General features: G+C 62.6%; 22 protein-coding genes, 1 tRNA gene and 1 pseudogene. 12 read left to right on the forward strand and 12 right to left on the reverse strand.

The window, feature by feature from the left end:
* Positions 1 to 74: 74 nt before the first annotated feature.
* From CKW40_RS27905 to CKW40_RS27915, 3 genes are all read right to left on the reverse strand, one after another.
* Entirely contained in the window at positions 75 to 686 is a 612-nt protein-coding gene (locus tag CKW40_RS27905; protein WP_095203150.1) for a nucleoside triphosphate hydrolase, read from the reverse strand.
* A 97-nt stretch (positions 687 to 783) separates the two neighbouring features.
* Positions 784 to 1878 carry a hypothetical protein gene (locus CKW40_RS27910; RefSeq protein WP_095203151.1) on the reverse strand — a complete coding sequence of 365 codons (1095 nt, stop codon included), beginning with the start codon at positions 1876 to 1878 and terminating at the stop codon, positions 784 to 786.
* A gap of 238 nt (positions 1879 to 2116) precedes the next feature.
* A complete protein-coding gene (locus CKW40_RS27915; RefSeq protein ID WP_095203055.1) occupies positions 2117 to 3931 on the reverse strand; it encodes a chemotaxis protein in 1815 nt (604 codons plus the stop codon).
* A 259-nt stretch (positions 3932 to 4190) separates the two neighbouring features.
* Between CKW40_RS27915 and CKW40_RS27920 the strand changes: the two genes are divergently transcribed.
* From CKW40_RS27920 to CKW40_RS27940, 5 genes are all read left to right on the forward strand, one after another.
* A complete protein-coding gene (locus tag CKW40_RS27920; protein ID WP_095203056.1) occupies positions 4191 to 5084 on the forward strand; it encodes a D-alanyl-D-alanine carboxypeptidase family protein in 894 nt (297 codons plus the stop codon).
* 371 nt (positions 5085 to 5455) lie between these two features.
* Positions 5456 to 6379, forward strand: coding sequence for a DUF1003 domain-containing protein (locus CKW40_RS27925; RefSeq protein WP_095203057.1), 924 nt, complete (start codon positions 5456 to 5458; stop codon positions 6377 to 6379).
* Between the two features lie 221 nt (positions 6380 to 6600).
* A tRNA-Arg gene (locus CKW40_RS27930) sits at positions 6601 to 6677 on the forward strand.
* Between the two features lie 379 nt (positions 6678 to 7056).
* Positions 7057 to 7455 (forward strand): hypothetical protein, encoded by a 399-nt coding sequence (locus CKW40_RS27935; RefSeq protein WP_095203058.1) that lies wholly within the window; start codon positions 7057 to 7059, stop codon positions 7453 to 7455.
* Complete coding sequence (locus tag CKW40_RS27940; RefSeq protein WP_095203059.1) at positions 7452 to 9233, forward strand: hypothetical protein; 1782 nt, start codon at positions 7452 to 7454, stop codon at positions 9231 to 9233. The genes CKW40_RS27935 and CKW40_RS27940 overlap by 4 nt, the downstream gene beginning before the upstream one ends.
* Before the next feature lie 2 nt (positions 9234 to 9235).
* On the opposite strand, the gene CKW40_RS27945 is transcribed toward CKW40_RS27940, so the two are convergent.
* The 4 genes and pseudogenes from CKW40_RS27945 to CKW40_RS27960 form a co-directional block, all read right to left on the reverse strand.
* Positions 9236 to 10378 carry a hypothetical protein gene (locus CKW40_RS27945; protein ID WP_095203060.1) on the reverse strand — a complete coding sequence of 381 codons (1143 nt, stop codon included), beginning with the start codon at positions 10376 to 10378 and terminating at the stop codon, positions 9236 to 9238.
* A gap of 432 nt (positions 10379 to 10810) precedes the next feature.
* A complete protein-coding gene (locus CKW40_RS27950; protein WP_095203061.1) occupies positions 10811 to 11146 on the reverse strand; it encodes a hypothetical protein in 336 nt (111 codons plus the stop codon).
* Between the two features lie 601 nt (positions 11147 to 11747).
* Positions 11748 to 11906 (reverse strand): annotated as a pseudogene (locus tag CKW40_RS27955) (substrate-binding domain-containing protein); the annotation flags it as partial.
* A gap of 23 nt (positions 11907 to 11929) precedes the next feature.
* On the reverse strand, positions 11930 to 12526 hold the full coding sequence (locus CKW40_RS27960) for a hypothetical protein (RefSeq protein WP_095203062.1): 597 nt from the start codon (positions 12524 to 12526) through the stop codon (positions 11930 to 11932).
* 398 nt (positions 12527 to 12924) lie between these two features.
* On the opposite strand from CKW40_RS27960, the gene CKW40_RS27965 reads away from it, so the two are divergent.
* Positions 12925 to 13638 (forward strand): hypothetical protein, encoded by a 714-nt coding sequence (locus CKW40_RS27965; RefSeq protein ID WP_143748379.1) that lies wholly within the window; start codon positions 12925 to 12927, stop codon positions 13636 to 13638.
* A gap of 110 nt (positions 13639 to 13748) precedes the next feature.
* On the opposite strand, the gene CKW40_RS27970 is transcribed toward CKW40_RS27965, so the two are convergent.
* Positions 13749 to 14882 carry a LacI family DNA-binding transcriptional regulator gene (locus tag CKW40_RS27970; protein ID WP_179298136.1) on the reverse strand — a complete coding sequence of 378 codons (1134 nt, stop codon included), beginning with the start codon at positions 14880 to 14882 and terminating at the stop codon, positions 13749 to 13751.
* Positions 14883 to 15486: 604 nt separating this feature from the next.
* Here CKW40_RS27970 and CKW40_RS27975 point away from each other — a divergent pair.
* From CKW40_RS27975 to CKW40_RS28000, 6 genes are all read left to right on the forward strand, one after another.
* Positions 15487 to 16449, forward strand: a complete 963-nt coding sequence (locus tag CKW40_RS27975; protein ID WP_095203064.1) for a sugar-binding protein — start codon at positions 15487 to 15489, stop codon at positions 16447 to 16449.
* A gap of 172 nt (positions 16450 to 16621) precedes the next feature.
* Entirely contained in the window at positions 16622 to 18160 is a 1539-nt protein-coding gene (locus CKW40_RS27980) for a sugar ABC transporter ATP-binding protein (protein ID WP_095203153.1), read from the forward strand.
* 60 nt (positions 18161 to 18220) lie between these two features.
* Positions 18221 to 19216 (forward strand): ABC transporter permease, encoded by a 996-nt coding sequence (locus CKW40_RS27985; RefSeq protein WP_095203065.1) that lies wholly within the window; start codon positions 18221 to 18223, stop codon positions 19214 to 19216.
* 83 nt (positions 19217 to 19299) lie between these two features.
* Positions 19300 to 20079, forward strand: a complete 780-nt coding sequence (locus tag CKW40_RS27990) for an SDR family NAD(P)-dependent oxidoreductase (RefSeq protein ID WP_095203066.1) — start codon at positions 19300 to 19302, stop codon at positions 20077 to 20079.
* Positions 20076 to 20666 (forward strand): SDR family oxidoreductase, encoded by a 591-nt coding sequence (locus tag CKW40_RS27995; protein WP_244571311.1) that lies wholly within the window; start codon positions 20076 to 20078, stop codon positions 20664 to 20666. The genes CKW40_RS27990 and CKW40_RS27995 overlap by 4 nt, the downstream gene beginning before the upstream one ends.
* 130 nt (positions 20667 to 20796) lie before the next feature.
* Positions 20797 to 21828, forward strand: a complete 1032-nt coding sequence (locus tag CKW40_RS28000) for a substrate-binding domain-containing protein (protein WP_244571312.1) — start codon at positions 20797 to 20799, stop codon at positions 21826 to 21828.
* Here the strand turns inward: CKW40_RS28000 and CKW40_RS28005 are convergent, their stop codons facing one another.
* The 4 genes from CKW40_RS28005 to CKW40_RS28020 are packed head-to-tail and all read right to left on the reverse strand — an operon-like array spanning position 21829 to position 25650.
* Positions 21829 to 23007 carry a mandelate racemase/muconate lactonizing enzyme family protein gene (locus CKW40_RS28005; RefSeq protein ID WP_095203069.1) on the reverse strand — a complete coding sequence of 393 codons (1179 nt, stop codon included), beginning with the start codon at positions 23005 to 23007 and terminating at the stop codon, positions 21829 to 21831.
* Positions 23008 to 23016: 9 nt separating this feature from the next.
* Positions 23017 to 24006: a transketolase family protein gene (locus CKW40_RS28010; protein ID WP_095203070.1), complete on the reverse strand. Its 990-nt coding sequence runs from the start codon at positions 24004 to 24006 to the stop codon at positions 23017 to 23019.
* The gene (locus CKW40_RS28015) at positions 24003 to 24851 is read right to left on the reverse strand and encodes a transketolase (protein WP_095203071.1); all 849 of its coding nucleotides are present in this window, start codon (positions 24849 to 24851) and stop codon (positions 24003 to 24005) included. The genes CKW40_RS28010 and CKW40_RS28015 overlap by 4 nt, the downstream gene beginning before the upstream one ends.
* A 4-nt stretch (positions 24852 to 24855) precedes the next feature.
* A complete protein-coding gene (locus CKW40_RS28020; protein WP_095203072.1) occupies positions 24856 to 25650 on the reverse strand; it encodes an SDR family NAD(P)-dependent oxidoreductase in 795 nt (264 codons plus the stop codon).
* Between the last annotated feature and the right edge of the window lie 116 nt (positions 25651 to 25766).

The following is a 25766-nucleotide window of genomic DNA, read 5'->3' on the forward strand; positions in this document are numbered from 1 at the left end:
GACAAACGGTCTGTCAGGCATAACGGCGTGAAACTCTTAAGGTTCCCGTCCAAAAATACCGAAAATTAAGCGTGTTAACCAATGACCAGGTCGGCTGCCCGGCGCCGGGCCAGCACGCGTTCGATGTTGGGCATGTCGTTGGAGGCGATCCAGGCGCGCGCATCCTCATCCGAACGCCCATGGCCGTGCCAGCGCTCCATCAGGCGGCGCTCGAGTTCATTGCGCGGCACGTCGACGAAGATCGAGAAATCGAACAGCGGCGCCAGCCGCGACCACGGCTCCTCGTCGAGCAGCAGATAATTGCCTTCGACCAGGATGAACTTGGTCTCGGTGCCGATGATCGCCGCGGCGGCGCGCGACAGTTCCATGCTGCGGTCGAAGACCGGAATCGCGATGTCGGGTTCGCCGGCCCGGATGCGCTTCATCAGGGTTTCGAAGCCGGCAAAGTCAAAAGTTTCCGGCGCGCCCTTGCGCGCCCGCAGGCCGCGCGCGTTGAGCACGATGTCGTCGTAGTGGAAGCCGTCCATCGGCACGACTTCCACCGCCCCTTCCGGCAAAAGGTCGTGCAGGCCAGCCGAAAGCGTGGACTTGCCGGAGCCTGGCGGTCCGGCGATGGCGACGATGAAGCGTTTTGCCTTGCCGGCGCGCTTGAAGATGGTGGCGGCGAGGTGGGCGATTTCGGACATGGGAGCCTCACGAGCCTGGATGATCGGCATGATGTTTTCGTCGCATCTTGGCGGCAGTCGGTGGAAATTTCAAACCCCGCGCTCGCGCAATCCCGGCTCAGGCGGCAACAGGCTGGCCAATGCGCAGGAACGCGCTGTCGAACGGCACGTCCTTGGTGGAATCGCCGGCCGAGAGTCGCATCTGGCCGTCGGCCGTGATGATCTCCTGCGGCGGGGTGCCGCCGGGCAGCGCGCCGATGACGTGGCGGAACGAGAAGCTGCGGCCTTCGCCGAGCGCAAAGGCGGTCGCCACGCCTTCGCGTTTCAGCCAGTTGACACCGATCGAGGCGGCATGGCCGACAGCGGTGCGGCCATCCTCTATGCCGAGCACGCCGAGATGCCGGCCGCTCCATGGCGCATAGTCGCGCCCGCCATTGCTCAGCCACAGCATGGTGATCGGCAGCTCGGCCGGGTTCTTCAGCACCAGCACCAGATCGTCCTCGGCCTGGCGCGCCAGCGCCGTCCAGCCCGGCCCGCCATGGTCGGCTTCGACCAGGGTGATGAAATCCTCGCGCCGGTCCTCCATAAGGTATTGCGTCAGGTCGGCCGTGCCGCCGCCGGCGGCGGGAAAATGGCCGAGGTCGGTCGACCGCGCCGGATAGGCCAGCATGAAGCGGCCGCGCGCCGGGTCCGGCTCCAGCGGATCGGCCAATGTGGCGGCAAAGCGTTTCGGCGAAAAGGCCAGCCGGCCGCCGCCCTTCATCACCGTCATCGGGTGATGGGCGACGGAAATCGCGCCGGAGCCGCCGGAAAAGACATGTTCCTGGTAGAGGAAAGGATGGCCGTCACGCAGCGTGAAGATCTTGTCGACGCTGGCGCCCATCACCTTGTGCCGCAGCCGGAAGACAGCGCGCCAGCCACCATCGGTGGCACTGTTCTCGATGACATCCCAGGCGCTGTTGGCCGTCCAGCCATGCAACGGCGCCTCCTCGACATCGCTGCGCGAAAACGGCGCGCAGAGGAAATCGCCGGAGAGCCGGACCGTGCCTTGCGGCAGGTCCTTCGGCAGCGCCTCGCCCGAATCGACCCAGGGCGCGCGGTGCAACGGCTTCAGCTGCCGTCCGCCGCTCTCGACGACCATGTCGGCGATATGGCCGACGGTGAGGTCGAGCGAAACCGAAATGCCTCTGGCCTTGATCGTGCTGATGGTCATTGCGTGCTCACCGATTCTCGAAGGCGCAAGCAGAACCCTTTCGGCGCGCATTGCGCAAGCGCGATGTCGGGCATTTCGCATCAGGATTCGTTCACCCTTCCCCCTTGTGGGGAGGGTCGGCGAGCGGTCGAAGCGAAGCGGAGATCGTTCGACGGGGTGGGGGTCTGGCGCCGGCGTCACCCCCACCCCGATCCGCTATGCGGATCGACCCTCCCCACAAGGGGGAGGGTGAGCAAACCTACTGCCGCTTGTATTCCCGCACCGGCGATTTCGTTCCATCCGTGTAGGTCACCTGCACCGACATCGATTTCACGCTGTCGGCGACCTTGAAATAGCCCTTGGCGTCGTAGGGAATGGCGTAGGGGTCCTTCTTGTCGCAAGGCGGTATCTCGAGCGACTTGTCGAGCGCGGCACCGTTCAGGCTGTAATGCACCTCCTTGATGGCGCAGCGGTAGGACAGCATCTGGGTGAAATAGACCAGCCCGTGATTGCCGCCGGAATCGAAGGCGATCCACGACGTCCAGAACTGGTCGAGGATCTGCTTGTCACCTTGCTGCAGGGCGGCATCCGGATCGAAGCGGATCTCGAACGGGCCGGTCTCGCGTCCCCTGATGTCGAGATATTTTATGCCGATCGTGGTCGCCGCCGTGCTGTCGGGCAGTTCGAAGCTCGGATTGGCCATCGGCTTGCCGGTGGTCTGGTCGTTCATCGCCAGGAAGCCGGTGTCGGTGAAGGGACCGCTGGTGCCAAGCCGCCAGGAGATCGCGGTTGCCGGCTCGGGCAGCGAAATGGTCATCGACCAGCCCTGGTTGGAGCGCATCGGCGTCAGCGACGGCGCAAAGCGCGCGGGGTCGAGCACGTCGCCAAGCGCTGCCAGCCGGCTGCGGCTGCGGTCCAGCCAGTCGGCGAGCTGGGTCTGGTCGACGAAATATTTGAGCAGCCCGCCATCCCCTTCATAGGACACGAATTTGGTCAGCGCCTGGGCCTCGTTGCGCTTGTCGGCCAGCGTCTGGCTGCCGAGGCGGTCTTCCGAAAACTCCTGCGCCTTGAGGAAATAGGCCGGCGCGTAGTCGGGATTGGCGGTGATGAAGGCGTTGAGCTTGTCGATCCGCTGGGCGTCCTCGAACTGCAGGATATGCACCAGCTTGATCGACAGCGCCTTGCCCTTGTCGGCCAGCTGCCCGAACACTTCGCGCGCGCCGGCCTTGCCGTCCTGCACCCGAAGCAGCGTGGCAAAGCGCGTATAGGGGTCGATGGCGTCGACATCGAAGCCGGCAAAGGCGAGGTAGGAGCGCCTTGCGTTGAGCATGTCGCCCGACAATTCGTAGACGCGGGCATTGTGGTAGAACTCGTCCGGCCGCTTTGGCTCGGCGATCGCTCCGCCTTGCGCCGCGAGCTGGGCAAACCCCTTGGCGATGGTGTCGATCGAGGCGGCGATCTGCTCGGTCGTCGCCTGCAGCTTTTCGGCCTGGACCTGCTGCTGTTGCTGGCCGGCGGCGAGCGTCTCTGTGGTCTTTTTGACCGCCTCGACGGTCTTCTGCGTCTCAGCGCCCTGCTGCGTCTGCTGCTGCTGCGCGGATGCGATCTGGTCGGTCTTCTGCGCCACCGTGTCGGTCGATTTCTTGACCTCTTCGACGGTCTTTTGCGTCTGCGTCACCGTCTGCTCGATCTTGGCCACCTTTTCGGAGACGATGCCCATCGACTGCTGCAGCTGCGCGATCGCCGGCACCAGGCTGGCGATCACGCCATTTTGCGAATTGGTCTCCTGCTGCACGGCATAGACGCCGCCGGCGACGGCCGCAGCACTGGTGGCGAACAACAACGCCGGCAGCGCCTTGGTCGCCAGCACCAGCCTGAGCACAATGGCAATGGCGATGATGGCCGCCGCGATTGCCGCGACCAGCGCGATATAGGCGGCGAACGGCGCCAGCGGATTGAGCACGTCGCCAACGGCGCCGCTGATGAAAGCGACGCTGCCGGCCCATTTGCCGGTGCGGCTGAGCGATGCCTTGATAAGCGAAGGCGCTGCGCCCCCGGCGCCGATGTCCGTCATGCCACCCCCCAAGCCAGCCAATGCCACGCCCCTTCCCACAGGAAACGCGGTTCTGGCAAGGAAAGATAGGAAACAGGCGTTTTCGGGGCGGCTAAAGGACTCAAGTTCCTCGCCCCCGCCAAAGGCGGGGGAGAGGAACCCAAGCTTGCGAAGGCTCGACAATCCTGGGACTAACAGCCATTAACCAAATGGACGCATCCAGCGCGTTACGTTAGCTTCGCCTCATCTCAGCAACAGCATCGCCAGAACAGTCCCGCCCTTGTCCAAATTGCGTCCCTTTCCGCTCCTCCAGAGAGTTTTCGTCGCCCTTGGCCTGTTGCTGCTGGTCGCCGGCTGCTCGACCATGACTCCACCGGACCAGGTGCTGACTGTCCCCGCGCCGCCGCAGAAATATGCCGCCATCGTCGTCGACGTGAAGACCGGCAAGCAGATGTTCGAGGTCAATTCGACGGCGCAGCGCTACCCGGCCTCGCTGACCAAGATGATGACGCTTTATCTCCTGTTCGAGGCGATGGAGTCCGGCCGCGTCAGCAAGGAAACGCAGATCCCGGTCTCCGACCATGCCGCCTCGCAGCCGCCGACCAAGATGCGCTTCCGGCGCGGCGAAACGATCGATGTCGATTCCGCCATCCGCGCCATCGTCGTCAAATCCGCCAATGACGTGGCGGTGGCGGTCGGCGAATATCTCGGCGGCTCGGAGGACCAGTTCGCCGCCATGATGACATCCAAGGCGCGCGCGCTCGGCATGACCAGCACCACTTTCCGCAACGCGTCGGGCCTGCCCGACGACAGCCAGATGACCACCGCGCGCGACATGGCGGTGCTCGGCATGGCGCTGCGCCAGCGCTTTCCCCAGCACTTCCACTATTTCTCCGAAAGCGATTTCATGTTCCGCGGCAGGCTGGTGCGCGGCCACAATGACATGCTCGGCCGCGTGCGCGGCGTCGACGGCATCAAGACCGGCTACATCAGGGCGTCGGGCTTCAACATCGTCACCTCCTACAATGCCGATGGCCGCCAGCTGATCGTGGTGGTGATGGGCGCCGACTCAGCCCGCCAACGCAACGACCATGTCGAAGCGCTGATCCAGCGCAGCCTGTCGCCGACGATGGACGGCACGAAGACGCGCCTGATGTTCGCCGAACAGCAGTGACAAGAGCGGGAGCGCTGCCCCGAGTCTGCGAGAGGCGAGCGGAAGCCGGCTATTGTTTCACGGCTGTCACGCAATTGTCCGGAAGCCATGGCATAGGCTGCGAAAACCGACGGTGGCTATGCGCCACCCCGTTGGCATATCGTCTGCCTGCGAGAGGTAGAAGGCCCAAGGTGTGTTGAGATTCAGGTCAGGCAGAGCCGGAGTCGAAGACGGGCGCGAAGCGACCAAACAAGGTGGCTTTCGGGGTCGCCCTTGCGACGAGCGGAGCGTACTTTTCGTACGTGAGCACCGGAAGCGCAGAAAGCCGTCGTTTGCAGGCCGGCCTCACCTGAATATCATCACACCTTAGCGCCACAGCAGGAGCCCGCATCATGAGCACCGTCCCCAAGGCATCCGAGCAGCAGGCGGCGGACAATGAGCACGACAGCGGCAGCGAATATTTCGAGGCGCCGATCACGCCGGAAGACCTGCACGAGGTTTCGGACGAGCATTTCGACACGCCCGAAGTGCCGGACTCCGAACCCTCCGGCCTAGGTGCGTCGCGCATAAAGCCGAAGAAGAAACCGTCGGCGATCTCCGGCCGCAAATTCCACAAGCGCGACCTTGTCCGCATCGACACGCTGCGCCCGAGCCTGGCCGACCGCATCCGCTCCGACCATCCGGACCTGCCCAGGGGCGCCCGCATCAGCCGCGAGGAGCTCGGCCGCTACCGCATGCGCTACATGGAGGAGCTGCTGCAGCAGGAGCACGGCGAATTCTCCGAGCTCGACCGCCAGGTGGTGGAATCGATCGCCAGGCAGGACACGATTTCCGAAAACTCGGAAGAGGAATTCGAGGAGCACCGCACCTTCCCCGACCGCGTCTCCGACAACATGGCCGCCTTCGGCGGCAGCTGGTGGTTCCTGATCTCGTTTGCCACCGTGCTCTTGGTCTGGATCGGCATCAACCTGTTCGAGGGCTTGAATGGCGCCTTCGACCCCTATCCCTTTATCCTGCTCAACCTCCTGCTCTCCTGCATCGCCGCCATCCAGGCGCCGGTCATCATGATGAGCCAGAAGCGCCAGGAGGTGAAAGACCGCCTGCGCTCCTTCAACGAATACCGCGTCAACCTCAAAGCCGAGCTCGAAGTGCGCCACCTCCACGAAAAACTCGACTACCTCATCTCCCGCCAATGGACGCGCCTGGCCGAAATGCAGCAGATGCAGCTCGATGCGATGAACGAGCTGGCGGGTACGAAGAAGGTGAAGCGGGCGGTTCGGGGGAGACGGGTGGTGAAGAATGAGGTAGGGGAGTGACGCTTGGGTTCCTCGCCCCCACGGGAGTGGGGGAGAGGTGGCTCGGCGAAGCCGAGACGGAGAGGGGGAGCGCCATATCCAACAAGCGCACCCGTCAGAGGACCACCCCCACCACCGGACGCCGCACAATCGCCAATTGCCCGTTGAAGCCCGCGCCGGCTTCCGCTAAGAAGCCGTGACTTGCCGGTTCACCGGCTGGTTCGTTTTCCGGTTCCCGGGAAGCACCCGTAGCTCAGCTGGATAGAGCGCTGCCCTCCGAAGGCAGAGGTCACAGGTTCGAATCCTGTCGGGTGCGCCATGTTTCCCTTCACAGTGATCGTCGGCGTCGCGTACAAGGGTCTCGCTACGCGTGCGGTTTGCAAGCGGGCCAATTGGGTGCTCTGTCACCGTGACCAAGCTTGTTCAGCCAGTGAGGGGCTCTCAGCGGCCTTCAAAATTGGGCCAAGGGGCGAGCCTTCACCTCGCGCGGGACGCGGACCGACCCTTCGTACGGGCTGAGCCAACGACATGCCCATCTTGCCCCGGTTCCCCGGGAGACGGCTTGCTTGCGCTTGCCAAGGATCGCATAGCATCAGCTTCCCATCCGGCGGGAATTTGGTGTAAGTTGCGGCTTGCATGAGTATCGGGGAACGATGCGCACCGGTAAATTCGCGCCGAGAAAGCAGGCGAGGTGACGTATGTCGCATGATGACGAAATTTTTCTAGCCGTCGTCGGTCCTGAAAGCGCGATGAAGGATATCGAAAAGATCTCGATTGCTGGGGTGGAGATCGATCCGCCGCAGCCTATGGATGCGATGGTGGATGCGGTGGACGCGCCGCTCGGCCCGGATCAAATTCAGCTGATCCTTATGCACGCCACTGTCGTGCTGAAATTTGGCGTTGCTGCAGCCCAATTCGGCCTAGTGACGGCCCAATTCGCCGGCGAGCTCAAGAAACTGCTCACGCAGACCGAGGCGCACGAGAAGCCGCGGATCGTCATTGTCGACGCCAAAACGAGCGCTCCGGTAATGGAGATCACCGAAGACACCGACGCGGAGAAGGCGGGCGAGGCGATCAAGAACGCAACGAGGACATGATCCCGATCCTGCAATTCGACCCTGCAACGCTAACGCTGTGGTATGATACGCAGTTGCTCGCGAGTTCGCGCGCCGGCCGGGAGGTCGGGTTGGCGCTCCATCACGCCATCGACGGGCGCGAGGACTGGCTGAAGTGTTTGGTCCGGGAGCAGCGCGATCCTTGGGTTCGCACGCGCTGCGCGACGGTCGCGAGCGCAGTGTGGCATGAGAAGCGCCACTTTCTCGATTTCCTGCTGACCAATTATGGCGCGATGCGCGTGCGCCAGTTCTTTCAGTGCTACATCAACACGCGCACCTTTCTCGGGAAAGTTGCGGAAAACGGGCCGGTCCTGCTGCCGCTCGACCGCAACCTGAGTTCCGGACGCTGCCGCGCGATGGGCGTCTCCTTCACTGATCCGGACCTGAAGCGCATCGCCGAAGGGATCCGCGACTTCAAGAGCGCGATGCTCGATGACCGCCGCCCGTTGGTCTCTCGCGGATTGCCGTTCGAGGTAGGCGGCGAGGCGATGCTTGAAGGCATCGCCTATCACGTGCAGATCGGTAAGGCGCACCGGGTGTTCGGGGCCGACGTCAGCGCCGCGATTCAGCGGGACAATCTGGAGCAAGAGACCGTTGCCGAAAAATACAAGTGGGTCTACACGTTGTTCGTGCAGAAAGGCCTTATGAAATTCGACTATATAGAAGGGGAGGGGGATACACCGCAGCTTAACATCCATGACGGGCCGCTGATCCCAGTTCTCTACGCGGCGCTGGCCGGGCGTTATTACAAGCAGAAACAGACGCGCACGGTCTATGCTTCCTCGGCTCTGCCGCCCGAGCGCCTGATTAGTCTGATCGCCTACTTCGATGAGCACAAGATCGATCTCACTGAACTGTCCACGCTTCAGGCCTGGGAAGCTGCGAACGCGGCTTGCAAACAGATGTTCGGCCGCAGCGTTATCGAGGAGATCGATGCGGACTACGAAAAAGAAGCTGAACGCATCGCGTATTACCGCGAGACGGGCATCGACGAATTCGTGACCTCCGCCTACGAGGATTTCCACGGGCTGAGAGGGCGGCTGATCCAAGTTCTCAAGGACGACCCGGCAGCCGTGCTCGATCAGGCCCACTGGTCCGACCGCTTGGTCAACAAGACACGGCCGTTCGTCGTCGCGGCAGCACCCGCCGGCGTGATAGGCGTCCCGCCGGATGGATTCGAGCGGCTGTCGGGCGTCGCCGAGAAAGACGTGGATTTCGACAAGGCGCCGGATTTTCGGTGGTGGTGGACGGTGATCCGGACAGAAGGAGATGCCGAACACGACGAAAAGGTCTACCGGCTCGGCCGCCGCGATATGTGGAGCCAGATCATCTCTGATTTCGCGCCAATCGCGAAATTAATGATCGACGGAAACCGTATGCGTTCGATGGTCGGCCCCGAACTGGTGTCGACGAAAACTCGCATCGAGCGCCAGACGGGCGTCAAGCTCATCATGGATTCGCTTTCGCGCTACCCCGAAGAGAACCTCGATATAGCCGAATGGTATTTTCTCACCGGCAATACGCGATTCCGCTGTCAGGTGACGCACGAGGTCGTGCACGCTCCGCACGGCAAGATCATCGGTCCGTGGGAGTTCCGCCGCCGGCCGGCTTTCTTGGAGGCTCTGTTCCACGCGCTTTCGGGCTCAATGCAGGAGCGTATGCGCCAGGCGTACTGGCGGGACTGGTCGCCGTGGCTAGTTTCAGACGAAGTCTATGCTCTTTTCAAATTGGCGAAGCTGACCCATGAGGACATCGGTTGACGTCAAGTCCGCGCCTCTATCAGTGCCCTGATCTGCTCCAATAGGACGCCCTTGCGCTTCGAAAATATGTGATCGCGCGCGTTGTTGACACGCACTTCGGCGGCCTTGAGACCGACAACGATACGGATCACTTTCGCGAACGATTCGATCTTCAGCGCCAGCGAGAGCCGGTCGGGCGAGTCGTCGAAACCCAGATAAATCACTTCGTAAACGAAGCCGTAGTCGTCGTCCCTGAACCCTTCCAGTATGTTTCTGTTATCGCATAGAATCGACAGCATGACGCGCAATCTCTCATTGGGGCCGATCTCCGGCCCCCACTCGTCGTCGGCGTTGAACGCCCAGCGGATCAGGTTCGCGCTGAACGCCAATTCAAATTTCAGCGCGTGAACTTGATCGCCGATTTGCACCTGAACCTGATTGTTGACCACCGATTCCGGATCAGCCAGCATTTCCGCCGCCGACTCGCCCAAGTCTATCGCCTGATCCAGCAAACCTTTCTGGATAAAGTCGAGACAGAGGGGCAGCAGAACCTTCTCTTCGAACTCGGGGGCCAGCGGAGGCGGATATTTGGCGGGCGGCAGATCCGGCAGGAACGGCAAGCGCCTCGGCAGCACCAGCATACGGTAGGCGTAGAGCTGCGCGAGTCTGGCGTCGGGGTCGTCAAAGCGTTCCAAGATGTCCCGGCTCAGCAGGCACAGCGAGATCGCCAGTTCGATGTGGTCCTCCTTTAACTTGAGCAGTTCCTGCATGATGGCGATGAGCGTCTTGCCCGCTTGGTGCAGTTTTGGCCGGTCTCCAATGTCGACCCAGGCAAGGTGCCGCGTCGCGAACACGACCTGCTTAACCAATTCGCGCTCGGGCGCCTCGTCCGCCGCGACCTCGGCCTCGAACGTATCCGGCTCCGGCAGCGTGAGGGCGGCCTCGTCGCCTCCATCCGACCAGTTGTTGAAGTAACCAAGAGTCACAATCACAAGCGTCTGATATGTGAGCGGTAGGCCCGTGGCCTTGCTGGCCTCGAACAAAGAGACGCCGCGCCCGCGCCCGTATTCGATCAGTGCGTCGAAGCGGGCCAGCTGATCGCCGCCGATCTCGACGGCGGCGAGCGTCCTTATCAAGGCCAGAACAATGTTGACGTCGAAATGCATGGCCTGCCTGCAGTTTCTGCGTCTGTCGCCGTGGAACTCCCTTGCGGAGATTTAGCGCGCTCACGCGGCCAATTGCAAACGACCCCGCTCAAGCTACGGCCGCGTCCGTCCTGTCCGCTACCCGTATTCCGACGCTCTCGTACAGTCTCACATCGAGCACTAGCTTGTCGAATACGGCGTTCTCAAGCTCGTGCTGCTGATCGTTGCAACGTAGGTTATGGCAAGGTGGGTTGCGTCCGTGCCGAGCGGGATTGGCAACAATCGGGTTTCTTGCGGCGCGAGTTCCCGGGTTGCGTTGCCGATCGCGCACAGTGCAATTGCAGTGACACTGCATTTAGATCTTTCGTTTCGCCGTGGTAGCTGTGTCCTCCAATACGCGTCCCGCGTTCGCAGCGGCTCGCACGAGTAGTTCTGGCGCCGGGACTTAGGTCCCTAGTCGTGCGAACTCCGCCAGGAAAGCCAGGCTGTAAGTATCCATATAAAAATTAGGAAATAGAGTAAAAACAGCCGATAGACTGTCTTTGCAAACAGCCACCCGATCGTATCAGTTGTACGGTATGCTATCAACGCGCCACGACCGGTGGCGTGATCGTTGAAACCGTCGAAGAAAACAAAATAGATCGCCAAGAATATCGATCCGACGCCAAAAGCCAGTGCTTTTGACGGCGCCCGATACTTCATTGGTGGTGGGGGAAGGGCGGTGAGAGCCATGATGAGGATGGTCGCCCAGTAAAGCGAAGACAATGAATTGGCAGCAAAAAAGCACATTGCTCTTTTTCACTGAAATTTTCGACCATAAACTGACTGAAGAAAAAGAGGTCATGCGGCCAAAGCGCCCGCAGGATCCAAATATCTCGAAAATAGCAGGCGTCGTTGCTTGGCATCAAAGTCACAAAGAACCAGATCAAGGGCGTCACAACAATTAGGCTGCCGAAAGCAGTCTTTATAAAGCGGCGCCGAGAGGCAAGGTTCTCGACTGGATTTCGGCGAATTGCTCATACGGCTACTCGGTGGCTAGCATAGTCTGCGAAAGACGCGGACTCTGGGACACGTCGATCATCAATCAAGTTTCTTAGAAAAGCTAGAAAGGAAAACCTAGGCCGAAATTCGGTGAAGAGATGACGTTCGCCTTGTTGACGGGCCACCGCAACGTAGTGCGCCTGCGGCCAAGATCCTGCCGCCGAATGTCGACGTTTATCGGCGCGGCCAACTAGGACGGGTTATTGCTATCGAACTTTCAATTCGTCTAAAATGTTCCGGAACTATATCAGCGCTTGCTAACTGAAAAGCGGTTTTGCGAGTCAGTGCATGCGTCTGAAGTTCATCCCGCCCTTGATGCCGACCCTGGTGGAGAAACCGTCCGAAGGTGGAGACTGGATTCATGAGGTGAAGACAAATGCCGGGCGATTTCCTCGTTGTAGCCGACGACGGAAATGTCCTTCGCGATGTGCAGGCCGGCTTCCTTCAGCGCCTCGTAGCAGCCGATCGCGGTGCGGTCGTTCTGGCAGAAGATGGCGGTCTGGCGGTCCTACGGCGCCACCACCGCACCCCCTACGACGAAGGCACCCTCGGCTCCTCCACCAGGTAAAACCGATCCTTCGGCGAAAAATCCGTCACCAGGAACGAAAACGACGCACTCTCCAGCGGGTCGACCTTGCCTTTGCTGAACAGCAGCCGGTCATAGGGTTCGAAGTCGCGTTTGAAGTCGGCGAAGCTGTCGGACTTGATCATGTTGTCCACGCGCTGCGCCTGGTCGAAGGACAGCCCGTCGCCATAGTCGCTCGGCACGTTCAGGATCGACTGCAGCTCGAAGCCGAATTCGATCCAGGCGTCGCCGCTGTTGTTGCGGGCGACGATCTTCAGCGGCAAAAAGCCGGTCGCGTAGTTGCCCGACGATCCGAATGGCTGGATCGGCCTCGCCGCACGTATGGTCAGCGTCACCGGGTCGGCGGTGTCCAGTTCCTCGGTCACCACGATCGGGTCGGCGCGGGTCCCGGTGCCGGTGGCCGAAAGGATCCTGAAGCCGCCGCGTTCGTCGGAGAAGGAGTAGGCGCCGGCTTCGAAGATCCCGCCAGCTTCGGCGCGCGGGCAGCTCGCGGCCAGCAAGGCCGCGAACACCTGCACACAGCGCAAACCTGGACGCGTCATGGCTTGAGTATGAACGACAATTGCCCGGCCGCATACTGGCCGGAGACATAGTGGAATGACGATGACTTTGGCGGCCGGTGAAAGAATGCCACCGTTTCCGCGCAACAGATTGGCTCGGCCGCCTTGCCTCAGCCCGCACACTCCCCCGCTCCACCAATGCCCTATGAGCGAGAACTTGTCGCCCGGTTTTATTTGCGCAATCCATGCCGTTGGTGGATGAAAAATCGGACAGTGCTTTGCGGCATTCTTGTTGATCAATTCGTCGTTACGAAGACCACCTTCGCTCAAAGACGCCGAATAGATGAGTGACCAGCAATCTCTGGGTGATGTAGAGCGCTTGCGGCGCTCTTTAAGTTATAATAGCCTGCAATGGCAGCATAGTCTTTATGGAGGAGCAAATGGCATTCTCTAAGATTCTTTGGGTCGTCAACTACAACAACATCAACGACTTCGTGAAGGGTGCGGTTGACTGTGGCGCCACTGATGTCGCCATCCGGTCGGACAACGATGTTGAAACCGCGATCACCGAATTTACGAAGAAAGGTATCGGTGTTTACTCCTGGCGTTGGCCAAGTGCGAACAAAGACCCTGCCATGAAGGAGGCTAAAAAAATCGTCGGCCTGTTCGGTAAGGGTCTCAAAGGATATTATGTTGACCCTGAAGGAGATCACGGAAAGCCTTGGGATTGGGATCAGACCGGGCTCGCAACGCTGGCGAAAGACTTCTGCGCGGCAATCAAAAGCGCGCCAGGTGCCAAACTCGGAGTGACGTCGCACTATCGGGCGGACAAGGTATTTCCTCATTTGCCCTGGGAAGAATTTTTTGCGGCGGCCGATGTACTGCTGCCTCAATCATATTGGCGTGTGACTGGCGGCGTGGTTGGCCATGGCATTCCTGATGACAACTATAATCAGGGAATTGCATTCTGGAAGGCGGCTGGTGGCAATGTGAATCTCATTCACCCCATGGCTGGTGAAATCGACAAAGTTACAGCGGCCGAGATCAACAAGTATGCTGCCGCCGCCAAATCAAAGGGCATCGACGAGCTTCATTTTTACGCTTGGGTGCCGAGCGTAAAAGCGTCCGTGATGAATGCTATCAAGGCCTTGTAGCCGGCCTGTCCTGATTGGTTTGCATCCGTCCAGAACGTTGGCGCGTTTCGGACAGGCCCGTTCGTCAAGCTGATGGTTGGCGCATTGGCGCCGGCTCGCGAGCGGACGCTTTAACCCACTGAAGCTTCGCGAGTACTGGCGGACGAGCCCGCCACGGCGCGCACACTGTCCCGCTCCACCAGCGGGCATTCCAGTTTGGTGATGGGGTAGCGTCCCTGCCCAGGCGCCGCCGGCGCTTCGAGCTGTTCGATCGCCCATTGGCCCATCGCCATATGCGGCAGGATCGAGGTGGTCAGCGGCGGGAACAAATGCCGGGCGATTTCCTCGTCGTCATAGCCGACGACCGAAATGTCCTGCGGGATGTGCAGGCCGGCTTCCTTCAGCGCCTCGTAGCAGCCGATCGCGGTGCGGTCGTTCTGGCAGAAAATGGCGGTCGGGCGGTCTTTCAGCGCCAACAGCTTCACCGTCGCGGCATAGCCGGCACTGGCCGACCAGTCGCCCTCGACCACCAGCTCCGGGTCGAAGGGGATGTCGGCGGTGGCGAGCGCGCGCCGATAGCCTTTCAGCCGGTCCTGTGCGGCCTGCATCCACGGCTCGCCGGTGATGGTGGCGATGCGGCGGTGGCCGTGGCTGATCAGATGCCTTGTCGAGCTCTGGCCGCCGGCGATCTCGGAAGGCACCACGGCGGGGAAGGCGTAGTCGGCCGTGTAGCAATTGAGCAGGATCACCGGAATGTCGAGGCTGTAGAGGAAGTCGGGCGCCGTGATCTCGCGGGTGAAGATGGTCATGTAGATCAGCGCCGAAATGCCCCGCCGGGTCAGCGCCTGGATGGCGCGCGGCTCCATCACCGCGTCGCCCATGGTCTGCGCCACCAGCAGCACGTTGCCTGCATTCCACGAGGCCTGGCGCGCGCCTTCGATCGCCACCACCGCCTCCGGGCTGGTCGCCAGCTGGTCGACAGCAAAGCCGATCACTCCGTCCAGTCCGTCGAAGGCGGCAACAGGCTTGCGCAGCGCCGAGAAGGCGGGCGCGCTGTAGCCCAGCGCCCGCGCGGCCTCGATCACCCGCTCGCGGGTCTGCTGCGACAGCTTGATCCCTGGCGAATTGTTGAGCACGAAGGACACGGTCGCCTGCGAACAGCCGGCGGCCCGGGCGATATCGGTCATGGTGACCCGCCCCTTGGGCTTGGCCGGCGCCTTGCGGCGCCGCGCGGTCTCGCTGGCCGGATCCCTGGTCTCGCTCATGGCATTCGTGTCCCCAATCCCAGCCTGTCTAGCGGCAGCCTGCCTGCCCGACAAGATGGCGCAGCGGCGTCGATTTATAGAAACCGTCGTTACGTTTATACATATTAGTAGCTGCGAGGTCCATCGATCATCAGGCTCCGGATATCAAGGGAAAGCAGGCCCGCCAAGGCTTTGGCCGCCGTGCAGCCAAGGCATAGGCGCGTCGGCACATCGTCAGCGGAGTCGCCACGATGTGCTCGGATATCGGCTTAGAACTAATACTGTTTACTAATACAAAGATGCGCTGTAACCTCAATCCGTCGTGTCCGGCCCGTTGGGGGCCCGGGGCGGCGGGAGTGCTCGTGAATGGTCCGATGGTGAGCGGATATTGCCTCCGCGAGCCTTATAGCAGATATGTGATATGTCAGACAAATCGGACTATTTACGAACGAGGGATGAGTCTCTAAAGTCCGTGACCGTGGCTGGAACGACGCCAGTCTTCAGTGCCGGGAAACCCTGAGGAGGAGGGGGTATCCAAGCCGCAAACGGCAAATTCAGGTGAGCAGGCAATTTTAGTGAGCAAGACCGGTCAGCCCGACGGCTGAACCAAAAAGGGAGGTTGAACATGAAATCCTTGATACGTAGTGCATCCGTAGCCGCGACCGCGCTGCTGCTTGGCCTGTCGGCCACGGCAATCGCGCGCGCCGACGACAAGCCGACGCTGGCCTTCGTCGTCAATGGCGCTTCCGATTTCTGGAAAGCGGCCGAAGCCGGCGTCAAGAAGGCGCAGGGCGAACTGCCCGACTACACGCTTGAGCTCAAATATCCCGAGCAATCCTCGGTCGCCATCCAGCAGCGGCTGATGGACGATCTGGTGACGGCCGGCGTCAAGGGCATCATGGTGTCCGCCGTCGATCCGAAGACCTCGACCGATGGCCTGAACAAGATCGCCTCGGAAACCGCGCTGTTCACCACCGACAGCGACGCCCCGCAGACCAAGCGTGTCGCCTATATCGGCTCGTCCAATGTCGACGCCGGCAAGCAGGCGGCCGAAATCGCCAAGAAGGCGATGCCCAACGGCGGCAAGTGCCTCGGCTTCGTCGGCCTGCTCGGTGCCGACAATGCCAAGGAGCGCATCCAGGGCATGAAGGATGGCTTGGCCGGCACCAAGATCGAACTCGTCGACGTGCGCGGCGACGACATCGACCAGGCGCGCGCCAAGAAGAATGTCGAGGACGCGCTGGTCGCCAGCCCCGATGTCACCTGCATGGTCGGCTTCTATTCCTACAACACGCCGCGCATCTATGAAGCGCTGCGGGACGCCGGTAAGCTCGGCTCGATCACCGTCGTCGGTTTCGATGACGATCCGATCACGCTGGGCGGCGTCAAGGAAGGCACCATTGCCGCCACCGTCGTGCAGCAGCCCTTCGAATGGGCCTATCAGGGCATGAAGCTGATGGCGGCCTATCTCAAGGGCGACAAGTCGGGCATCCCGGCCGGCAACCTGATCATCATCCCGACCAAGATCATCGGCAAGGATGATGTCGACGCCTATGCCGCCAATCTGAAGGCGATGGCTGGAAAGTAAGACCACAGGCAGTTCAGCCGGCTCAACTCCGCTTGAGCCGGCTGCTCGCATTGACGAACCCTTCGAGGATCGTCAGTCTGCCGGAAGCCGTAAGCATGATCCCGAAAAGTGGGAACCGGTTTTCGGAAAAGATCATGCCTTGGGATTGGCCCGCTAACTGCTGTCAGGCATGATGAACTATTCCGACACATCCATCGCAGCAACGACACCGTTCCTCAGCCTCGAGAACGTGCGCAAGACCTATCCGGGTGTCGTCGCGCTGGATGGTTTTTCGATGGAGGTCAGGCCGGGCGAGGTCATCGGCCTCGTCGGCGAAAACGGCGCCGGCAAATCGACCTTGATGAAGATCCTCGGCGGCGTCACCACGCCGGATACCGGCACCATCACTGTCGACGGCACCGCCCACAACAGCTTGAGCGTCGAAGGCAGCCTGGGCTCGGGCATCGCCTTCGTCCACCAGGAACTCAACCTGTTCGAGAATCTCGATGTCGCCGCCAACATCTTTTTCGGCCGCGAACCGTTGCGCGCCGGGCCGCTGAAACTCGTCGACCGCACCAAGCTGCGGGAAATGGTGGCGCCGCTGTTGAAGCGCGTCGGCGCCAATTTCTCCGCCGACACGCAGGTCGCCGCCCTGTCGCTCGCCCAGCAGCAGATGGTCGAGATCGCCAAGGCGCTGTCGATCAAGGCCAGGCTGGTCATCCTCGACGAGCCGACATCGAGCCTGCCGATCGCCGAGACCGACAAATTGCTCGACGTCATCAAGGCGCTGAAGGCCGACGGCATCAGCGTCATCTTCATTTCGCACCGCCTGCACGAGGTCGAGCGTGTCGCCGACCGCGTCGTCGTGCTGCGCGACGGCATGCTGGCCGGCACGCTGGGCAAGCGCGACATCGGCCACGACCAGATGGTCAAGCTGATGATCGGCCGCATGCTGAAGGAACGCGAGAAGGCCTCCGAGGCCGCGCGGGCGCCTGGCGCCACGGCACTTGCGGCCAAGGCCATCCGCACCCCCACTTACCCCAGCCGGCCTGTCGATCTCGACGTCCGGCGCGGCGAAATCCTCGGCCTTGCCGGGCTGGTCGGTTCCGGCCGCACCGAACTGGCACGCGTCTTCTTCGGCATCGACGGCAGCCTTGGCGGCACGATCGAACTCGACGGCAAGACGCTTGTGCTGGGCTCGGCTGCCGATGCGGTCGCGCAGGGTATCTTTCTCGTCCCCGAGGACCGCAAGCTGACCGGCATCCTGCTCGACCTGTCGATCGCGCAGAACATTTCGCTGCCCAATCTGCCGGCGCATGCCAGGCGCTCGCTGGTCTCGGCGAGTGCTGAAACGGCAACCGCCGAGAAGCAGAAAAAAGATCTCGGCATCAAGGCGCCTTCGGTGCAGACGCGCACCGGCACGCTGTCGGGCGGCAACCAGCAGAAGGTGGTGCTCGGCAAGTGGCTGGCCATGAACCCCAAGGTGATGATCCTCGACGAGCCGACGCGCGGCATCGACATCGGCGCCAAGGCGGAAATCTATGGGCTGATGCGGGCGCTGGCCGATGCCGGCGTCGCCGTGCTGATGATTTCCAGCGACATGGAGGAGGTGATCGGCGTGTCCGACCGCATCGCCGTCATGCATGAGGGCCAAATCTCGGGCATTCTCGACAAGGACCGGTTCAGCCAGGAAAACGTGCTGCTGCTGGCGGTGGGCAAGCAGCCGAAATAGTTTTTGCGCCGAGGTCGCGAGACCGCGCAACCTGCTCAGGCAGGCATTGGGGAGAAGACAATGAGCAAGAAAGATCTTGGCCTGCTGATCCTGATCCTGGTGGTGGGCGCAATCGTCGCCATCATCAATCCGCGCTTCCTGCTGCCGATCAACCTTGCCAACACCTCGAACCTGATCGGCCTGTTCGGCATCCTGTCAATCGGCCAGGCCTTCGTCATCATCACCGGTGGCATCGAACTGTCGGTCGGCTCGGTGGTCGCGCTGCTGGGAACGCTGTTCATCGACTTCATCGCCGTGCGCGAGCTGGACTGGCCGCTGGCCTTCGTGCTGATCATCGCGCTCGGCGCCATCATCGGCCTGGTGCATGGCTGGCTGATCACCAGGCTGAAGCTGCAGCCCTTCGTGGTGACGTTGTGCGGCCTGCTGATCTACCGCGGCGTGGCGCGCTTCTACACCGCCGACGGCACCGCCGGCTTCGCCTTCGGCCAGAACTTTCCCGAGCTCGAATTCCTGACGGCCGGCCGGTCCTATGGCGTGCCGAACAGCTTCATTGCGCTGATCGTCATCGCCATCGTCATGTGGGTGGTGCTGCACCGCTCGGTGTTCGGCCGCTATCTCTACGCCATCGGCAAGAACGAGGAGGCGGCGAAATATTCCGGCATCCGCACCGGTCGTATCGTCATGGCCGCCTATGTCATCTGCGGCGTGCTGACGGCACTGTCGGCGATCTATTTCGCCATGTACACGCGCTCGATTTCACCTGCCAGCCACGGCCAGTTCTACGAGCTTTACGCCATCGCCGCGGCGGTGCTCGGCGGCTTCTCGCTGCGCGGCGGCGAGGGCTCGCTGATCGGCGTCATCCTCGGCACCGTGCTGCTGCAGGAGCTGCAGAACCTCGTCAATCTGCTCGGCATCCCGTCCTCCCTCAACTTCGCGGTGATGGGCGGCGTCATCCTCATCGGCGTGCTCGTCGACCAGCAATGGGGCGTGTTCCGCGCACGGCGGCTGATGATCGATGCGGCGCGCAAAAACGTTGCCGGCGCGCCGGCGGAATAACCGCGCGGGGCGACGCTGCCCTTGCCGGACTCCTATAGATATTATAATAGCATAACCCGGTATCGCTCGGGGGTGTACGGCACATGCGCTGCGATTTGCGAGGCAAGGTAGCGCTGGTCACCGGGGCCGCGGGCGCCATCGGCAGTTCCATCGCCAAACGCTTGTCCGACAATGGTGCCGCGGTCGTCGTCGCCGACATCAACGGCGAGGGCGCAAGCCAGGTGGCGGCTGGCTTCAGCAACGCCATGGCCTGCGCCACCGACATCCGTGATGCCGCCTCGGTCGACAGCGCCATCGCCGCGATCATGCAGCGCCACGGCCGCCTCGATATCCTCATCAACAATGCCGGCGTCAACACGCTGGCCCACCGCGTGACATTGGACGAATTCCCGGCCGAGGAATGGGACCGCATCACCGGCATCGATCTCGACGGCCTCTACATCATGAGCCGCGCGGCATTGAAGCCCATGCTTGCCGCCGGCAGAGGCGGGCGCATCGTCAACATCGCCTCGGTCGTCGGGCTCGCCGCCATGCGCCTGCAGAGCCCGTTCGTCGCTGCCAAGGCCGGCATCATCCATCTGACGCGGTCGATGGCGATCGAACTTGGCGCCCGGGGCATCCTGACCAATGCCGTCGCGCCGGGCTCGGTGATGACGGCGCTGACCGCCAAGCTGTTTTATGGCGACGACGGCAAGTTCGCCGGCCGCACGCAGGAATTCTTGGCCCATGTGCCGCTCGGCAGGCCTGCCGAGCCCCGGGAGATCGCCGAGGCGGTGCTGTTCCTGGCCTCGCCGGCCGCCAGCTATGTCAACGGCCAGGTGCTGGCCGTCGATGGCGGCTGGACGGCGGGATACATGATGTGAGCGACGCGATGGAAATCGATCTCAACGGCGCCACTGTGGCTCTCGATGGCGAGACCAACCCGATCGTCGACGCGGTTCTCGCCGCGCTGCGTGCCAATGGCGGCACGTTTGTCGAAGCAGCTGATACCGCCGATATCCTGCTGATGTCCAATCCGCTGCGGCCAGGAACGACGGCGCAGGATCCCCGCTGCCAGCATGCCGATGCGCGCAGGGCGGCCCTGGCCATGGCCGAGCGCGGCGGTGGACGCATCATCTTCCTGATCTCGGCCACCGCCGGCATGCCGATGCGCCGCCATCCGCGCTTTTCCATGGAAAATGCCGCGATCCTGGCCGGCATGCGCACGCTGGCCATGGAGTTCGGCCCGAAGGTGCTAGTCAATGCCGTCGGCTTTGGTGTGGTCGAGGATGGAACCTTGGTGTCGGGCGACAAGGCGATGCTCAGCCACACGCCGGTCGGCCGCGCCGGCTGCATCGAGGAAGCGGTTGCGGCCGTGCTGTTCTTCTGCGATCCGCTCAACACCTATACGACGGGCCAGATGCTGGGCGTCGACGGTGGATGGACGGCAGGCTATGGGCGCAATTTCTGAACCGTTGATGCCCGGCATCCCCGCCGGGTCCGTCGCTGGAAACCGTCCGCCACACCAGCTATGAATGGACGTTTACGGCGTGATCCGCGGGACATTGCCTTGCGGGATCGCGCTTTCTTGGAGCATGGTGATGACCGACAAGCCGCCGGCGGGCGAGAAGAAGCGGCAGCGCCTTGGCGTCCGCGAGATCGCCAAGCGTGTCGGCGTCGCGCCGATGACGGTGTCGCGCGCGCTCTCCAATCCCGACATGGTCTCGCCGGAGACCCGCGCCAAGGTGCTCGAGGCGATCGAACAAGCCGGCTTCGTACCCAACCGGCTGGCCTCCAGCATGCGCGGCAATGGCCGCATGATCGGCACGGTGGTGCCGCCGCTGATCAATTCGGGCATTGCCGAACAGGTGCAAGGTATGTCCGACGAATGCCACGAGAGCGGCTATTCGATGCTTCTGGTGCAAGGCGAGTTCACGCAGGAGGCCGAGGAGAAATCGATCCGCAACCTGCTTGGCTGGCGCCCGGTCGGCATGATCCTGCAAAGCTTCGTGCAAAGCGAGACGGCACGGGCGCTTCTGAAGAGCAGCGGCGCGCCGGTGGTCGAAATATCGGAAATCAAGGGCCGCAAGCCGATCGACATGGTGGTCGGCGTCTCCAATTTCGAGACCGCCTATGCCATGACCATGCATCTGGCCGCCAAGGGCTATAAGTACATCGGTTTCGTCTCGACGCCGATCCACGGCAATGACCGGCTGCAGCAGCGCCGCACCGGCTATCATGCGGCACTCACCGAACTCGGCATCAAGAACCATGCCGACATGGAGGTCGAGGTGCCGATCACCGCGCAGGGCGGCGCCGAGGCGCTGGTGACGCTGACCTCCCGGCATAGGGATATCGATGCCATCTTCTTCTCCAGCGACACGCTGGCCGTCGGTGCCGTGCAGGAGTGCCACCGCCGGCGCTGGGCGGTGCCGGGCAGGATCGCCATCGCCGGCTATGGCGACATGGATCTGGCAGCCCAACTCTATCCGCCGCTGACCACGGTCAAGGTCAACCGCTACGAGATGGGCCGCCGCGCCGTGCGGCAGTTGCTGGCAAGGCTCGGCGGCGACACCAAGGTGCCGACTATCACCAGCCTCGGCTTCGAGATCGTCGACCGCGAGAGTGCGTGATCAGGACGCGCTTGCAGGTTGCTCGCGTCGACCCAGCCGCTTTTCCCACCCCTCCGCGTGGACGTTGAGATAGGCGTTGGGATCATAGGGGTGATCCTTGATCACCTGGATGTTGAGATCGATGCCGAGCCCGGGCGCGTCCGGCAGCGACAGATGGCCATTGTCGGCATTGACGGTCGGATGCCAGGTCACCAGCTCGCGCGTCCACGGGTCGTTGAAGGCGTCGAAATGCTCCTGGATGAGGAAATTCGGCACCGCCGCAGCCAGTTGCAGGCAGACCGCCGTCGCCACCGGTCCGCCGCTCTGGTGCGGGGCGATATGGCTGCCATGCGCGAACGCCAGATTGGCCACCTGCATCGACGGCGCAATGCCGCCGAGCGACATTGGCTCGGGCTGGAAGATGTTGACGCCGCCGCCGGCTGCGAGCGTGTAGAATTGCCCGACCGTGTCGTACATCTCGCCGGTCGCCACCGGGATCGGCGAGCGATGCGCCACTTCGTGCACCGTCTCCTGCCGGTCCCGCGAGGTCGGCTCCTCCCACCAGTAGATATCAAGGTCAGCGAACTTCTGCGCCGCCTGCACGGCGGCGATCTCGGTGAAGCGGGCATGCACATCGATCAGGATCCGCGTGTCCTTGGGCAGGCGATCACGCAGCGTCCGGCAGATGGCGTAGGAAAGCTCCAGTTCCTCACGCGAGATAAAACCTTGCGCGGTGCCGAACGGATCGAGCTTGAACGCCCTAAAACCCTTGGCCAGAACCGCTTTGGCGGCTTCGAGAAAGGCCGCGGGCGTGCGCTCGGTGCGGTACCAGCCATTGGCGTAGCCGAGCACGCTGTCGCGCACCTGGCCGCCGAGAAGCTGATGGATCGGCACGCCCAGGCTCTTGCCCAGAATGTCCCAGCAGGCGACTTCGATCGCGGCGATCACCGTGCGGTGGATATGGCCGCCGTCGAGCGAAACACTGTCCAGCATGCGCTTGGCCAGCGCATTGATGCGGCGCGGATCCTGGCCGATGGCGAGGTGTTTGAGCTCGTGCACGCCGGCTTCGGTGGTCTTGATGAAGCCGTTCAGCGTGCCTTCGCCGATGCCGTGGATGCCCTTGTCGGTATGGACCTTGATGAAGAGCCAGTTCTTCCAGCCGGCACCGACGGCAAAGGTCTCGATTTCGGTGATCTTCATGCAATAGCCCTACTTCAGCGCGGCAATCGTTGCGATGACGGCCTCTGTCGTCAGGCCGTATTTCGCTTGCAAGGTCGGCACCGCGCCGCATTCGATATAGCGGTCGGGCAGGCCGACGCGGGTCACTTTCTTCGCAATGCCGGCGTCGAACAAGGTCTCGACGACAAGGCTCGCCAGTCCGCCGACGACAACATGGTTTTCCACCGTGACGACACGGCCGACGCTGGCTGCGAACTCGGCCACCGCTTCGGCATCGAACGGCTTTATGGTCGGAACATGCAACACGCCGACGGAGATGCCTTGTTTTCGCAAGGCGTCCGCCGCATCCAGCGCCCGTTCGGTCATGAAGCCGGTCGAAATGATGCCGACATCCGAGCCGCTGCGAAGGTGACGCGCCTTGCCGATCTCGAAGCGATAGCCAGGTTCGAACACGACAGGCACGCTGCCGCGCAGCAGCCGCATATAGACCGGTCCTCGATGCTCGGCGATCGCTTCGGTCGCTGCGTCGATCTCGGTGGCATCACAGGGATCGATGATGGTCAGTCCGGGGATCATGCGCATCAGCGCCAGATCCTCGATCGCCTGATGCGTGCCGCCATAGCCGGTCGTCAATCCAGGCAGACCGGCGACGATCTTGACGTCGAGGTTGGAATGGGCGAGCGCGATGGCGACGAAATCATAGGCGCGCCGCGTCGCGAACACGCCGTAGGTGGTGGCGAACGGCACCTTGCCGGTGCGCGCCAGCCCGGCGGCGACGGCGACCAGATTCTGCTCGGCCATGCCGACATTGAAGAAGCGGTCCGGGAAAGCGTCGCGGAACGGCAGGATGTCGGTGTATTTGCCGAGATCGGCGGTCAGCCCGACAATGTCGGGACGGCTCTGGCCGAGCCGCGCCAAAGCCTTGCCGAACGGTGCTTCCACGCTTTGCCGTCCGCCACCAATTGCTTCGTCCTGGCCCATGGCCAGCGTGCGCCCAGCCTCCATCGCCGCGCCGCTCATCGGGCTGCTCCCGCACTTTGTTCGAACTCGGCGATGATCCCGTCCCATTGGGCGATGTCGATGCGGAAGAAGTGTGATTTCTCAGAGGTTTCGATGCGCGGCACGCCCTTGCCGGGCAGTGTGCGCAGCACGATCGCTTTCGGCTTGCCGTTGCCTTCGCGCGCATCGGCCAGCGCACCGACCACCGCCTTCATGTCGTTGCCGTCGATCTCCGCTGTCTGCCAGCCGAAGGCGCGCCACTTGTCGGCCACCGGCTCCATGTCGAGCACCATGGGCCCATCGGCCTGGATGCCGTTGCAGTCGATCAGCGCCAACAGCCCGTCGAGCTTGAAATGGCTGGCCGACATCGCTGCCTCCCAGGTCGAGCCTTCCTGCATTTCGCCATCGGACAGCTCGACGAAAACGCGCGCGTCGGATTTGTCGATACGCAGGCCCAGCGCCTGGCCGACGCCTTGCCCCAGGCCATGGCCCAGCGAACCGCCGATGACCTCGACGCCGGGCGTGGTGTCGAGCGTCGACATTTCCAGCCGGCTGTTATCCGCGCCGTAGGTGGCAAGTTCCTCGACCGGGATGATGCCGGCTTCCGCCAGTGCTGACCAGAGCGCGATCGAATAGTGCCCGGTCGAGAGCAGCAAGCGGTCGCGGTCGGGCCAGGTGAGATTGTGCGGATCGTAACGCAGTTCGTGGAAGTAGAGCGCGGCCAGCGTATCGGCGATGCCGAGGCCCTGGCCAATATAGCCCTGGCCCTGGCCGCGCGCCATGGTCAGCATGTGCCGGCGCAATTGCGTTGCCTTGCGTTCGAGCGCGCCGATATCGGCTGTGCCGGGAGGGGAGTTTCGCAGCATGGGATCAGTCCTTGTCGAGCCCGCCCGACATGTTGAGCCGCTCGGCGGTCATGTATTTCGGTGCGTCGAGGCAGAGCCACACCACCGCTTCGGCGACTTCGGCGATCTCGGCGCGGCGGCCGAGCGGGATGCGGCGCGTGCGCTCGTCGAGGAAAGCCTGCAAATCGTTGCGGCCATTGGCGCGGGCAAGGTCGACCTCGGTCGAGCGTTGCATCTCGGTGTCCATCATGCCGGGCGCCAGGCTGTTGACCAGCACGCCATAGGGCGCCAGCGCGACCGCCGCCGCGCGGGTGATGGAATCGACGCCGGCCTTGCTCGCCGTGTAGGCGGTGTAGTCGGGAAGCGCCATGCGCGAACCCGGCGAGGTGATGTTGATGATGCGCCCCGAGCGCTGCTCGCGCATCACCCGGCCGGCCGCCTTGCAGGCCATGGCCAGCGCGGTGACATTGAGCGCCAGCGTGCGCGTCCAGGCCTTGTAGGTGGCGTAGAGGAACGGCTCGATCACGCCATAGCCGGCGTTGTTGACGAGGATGTCGATGCCGCCCCAGCGCGCGACCACTTTTTCCACCGCCGCCTCCGGCGCGCCTTCCCTGGTGAAATCGCTGACGATGCTCTCGCTCTCTGCGCCGGTCTCACCGATCTGCCTGACGGTCTCGGCCAGCCCCTCGCCATTGATGTCGGTGATCGCGACGACGCAGCCGCGCCGGGCCAACTGGATCGCCACCTCGCGGCCGAGGCCGCCTGCGGCACCGGTGACAAGGGCGCGCCGTGGTGTCTTGTTTTGATTTTCGGCTGGCAAGCGAACACCCTCCCGGTGGCCATCTTGACGAGATTGATACCGGTACCATAAATGGCTGTCAACGGCGATGTGCTATTGTCCTGTCGACCGCACGGTCCGCTGCAATGGGGAGAAAA

This window comes from Mesorhizobium carmichaelinearum (genome assembly GCF_900199455.1).
GTDB lineage: Bacteria > Pseudomonadota > Alphaproteobacteria > Rhizobiales > Rhizobiaceae > Mesorhizobium > Mesorhizobium carmichaelinearum.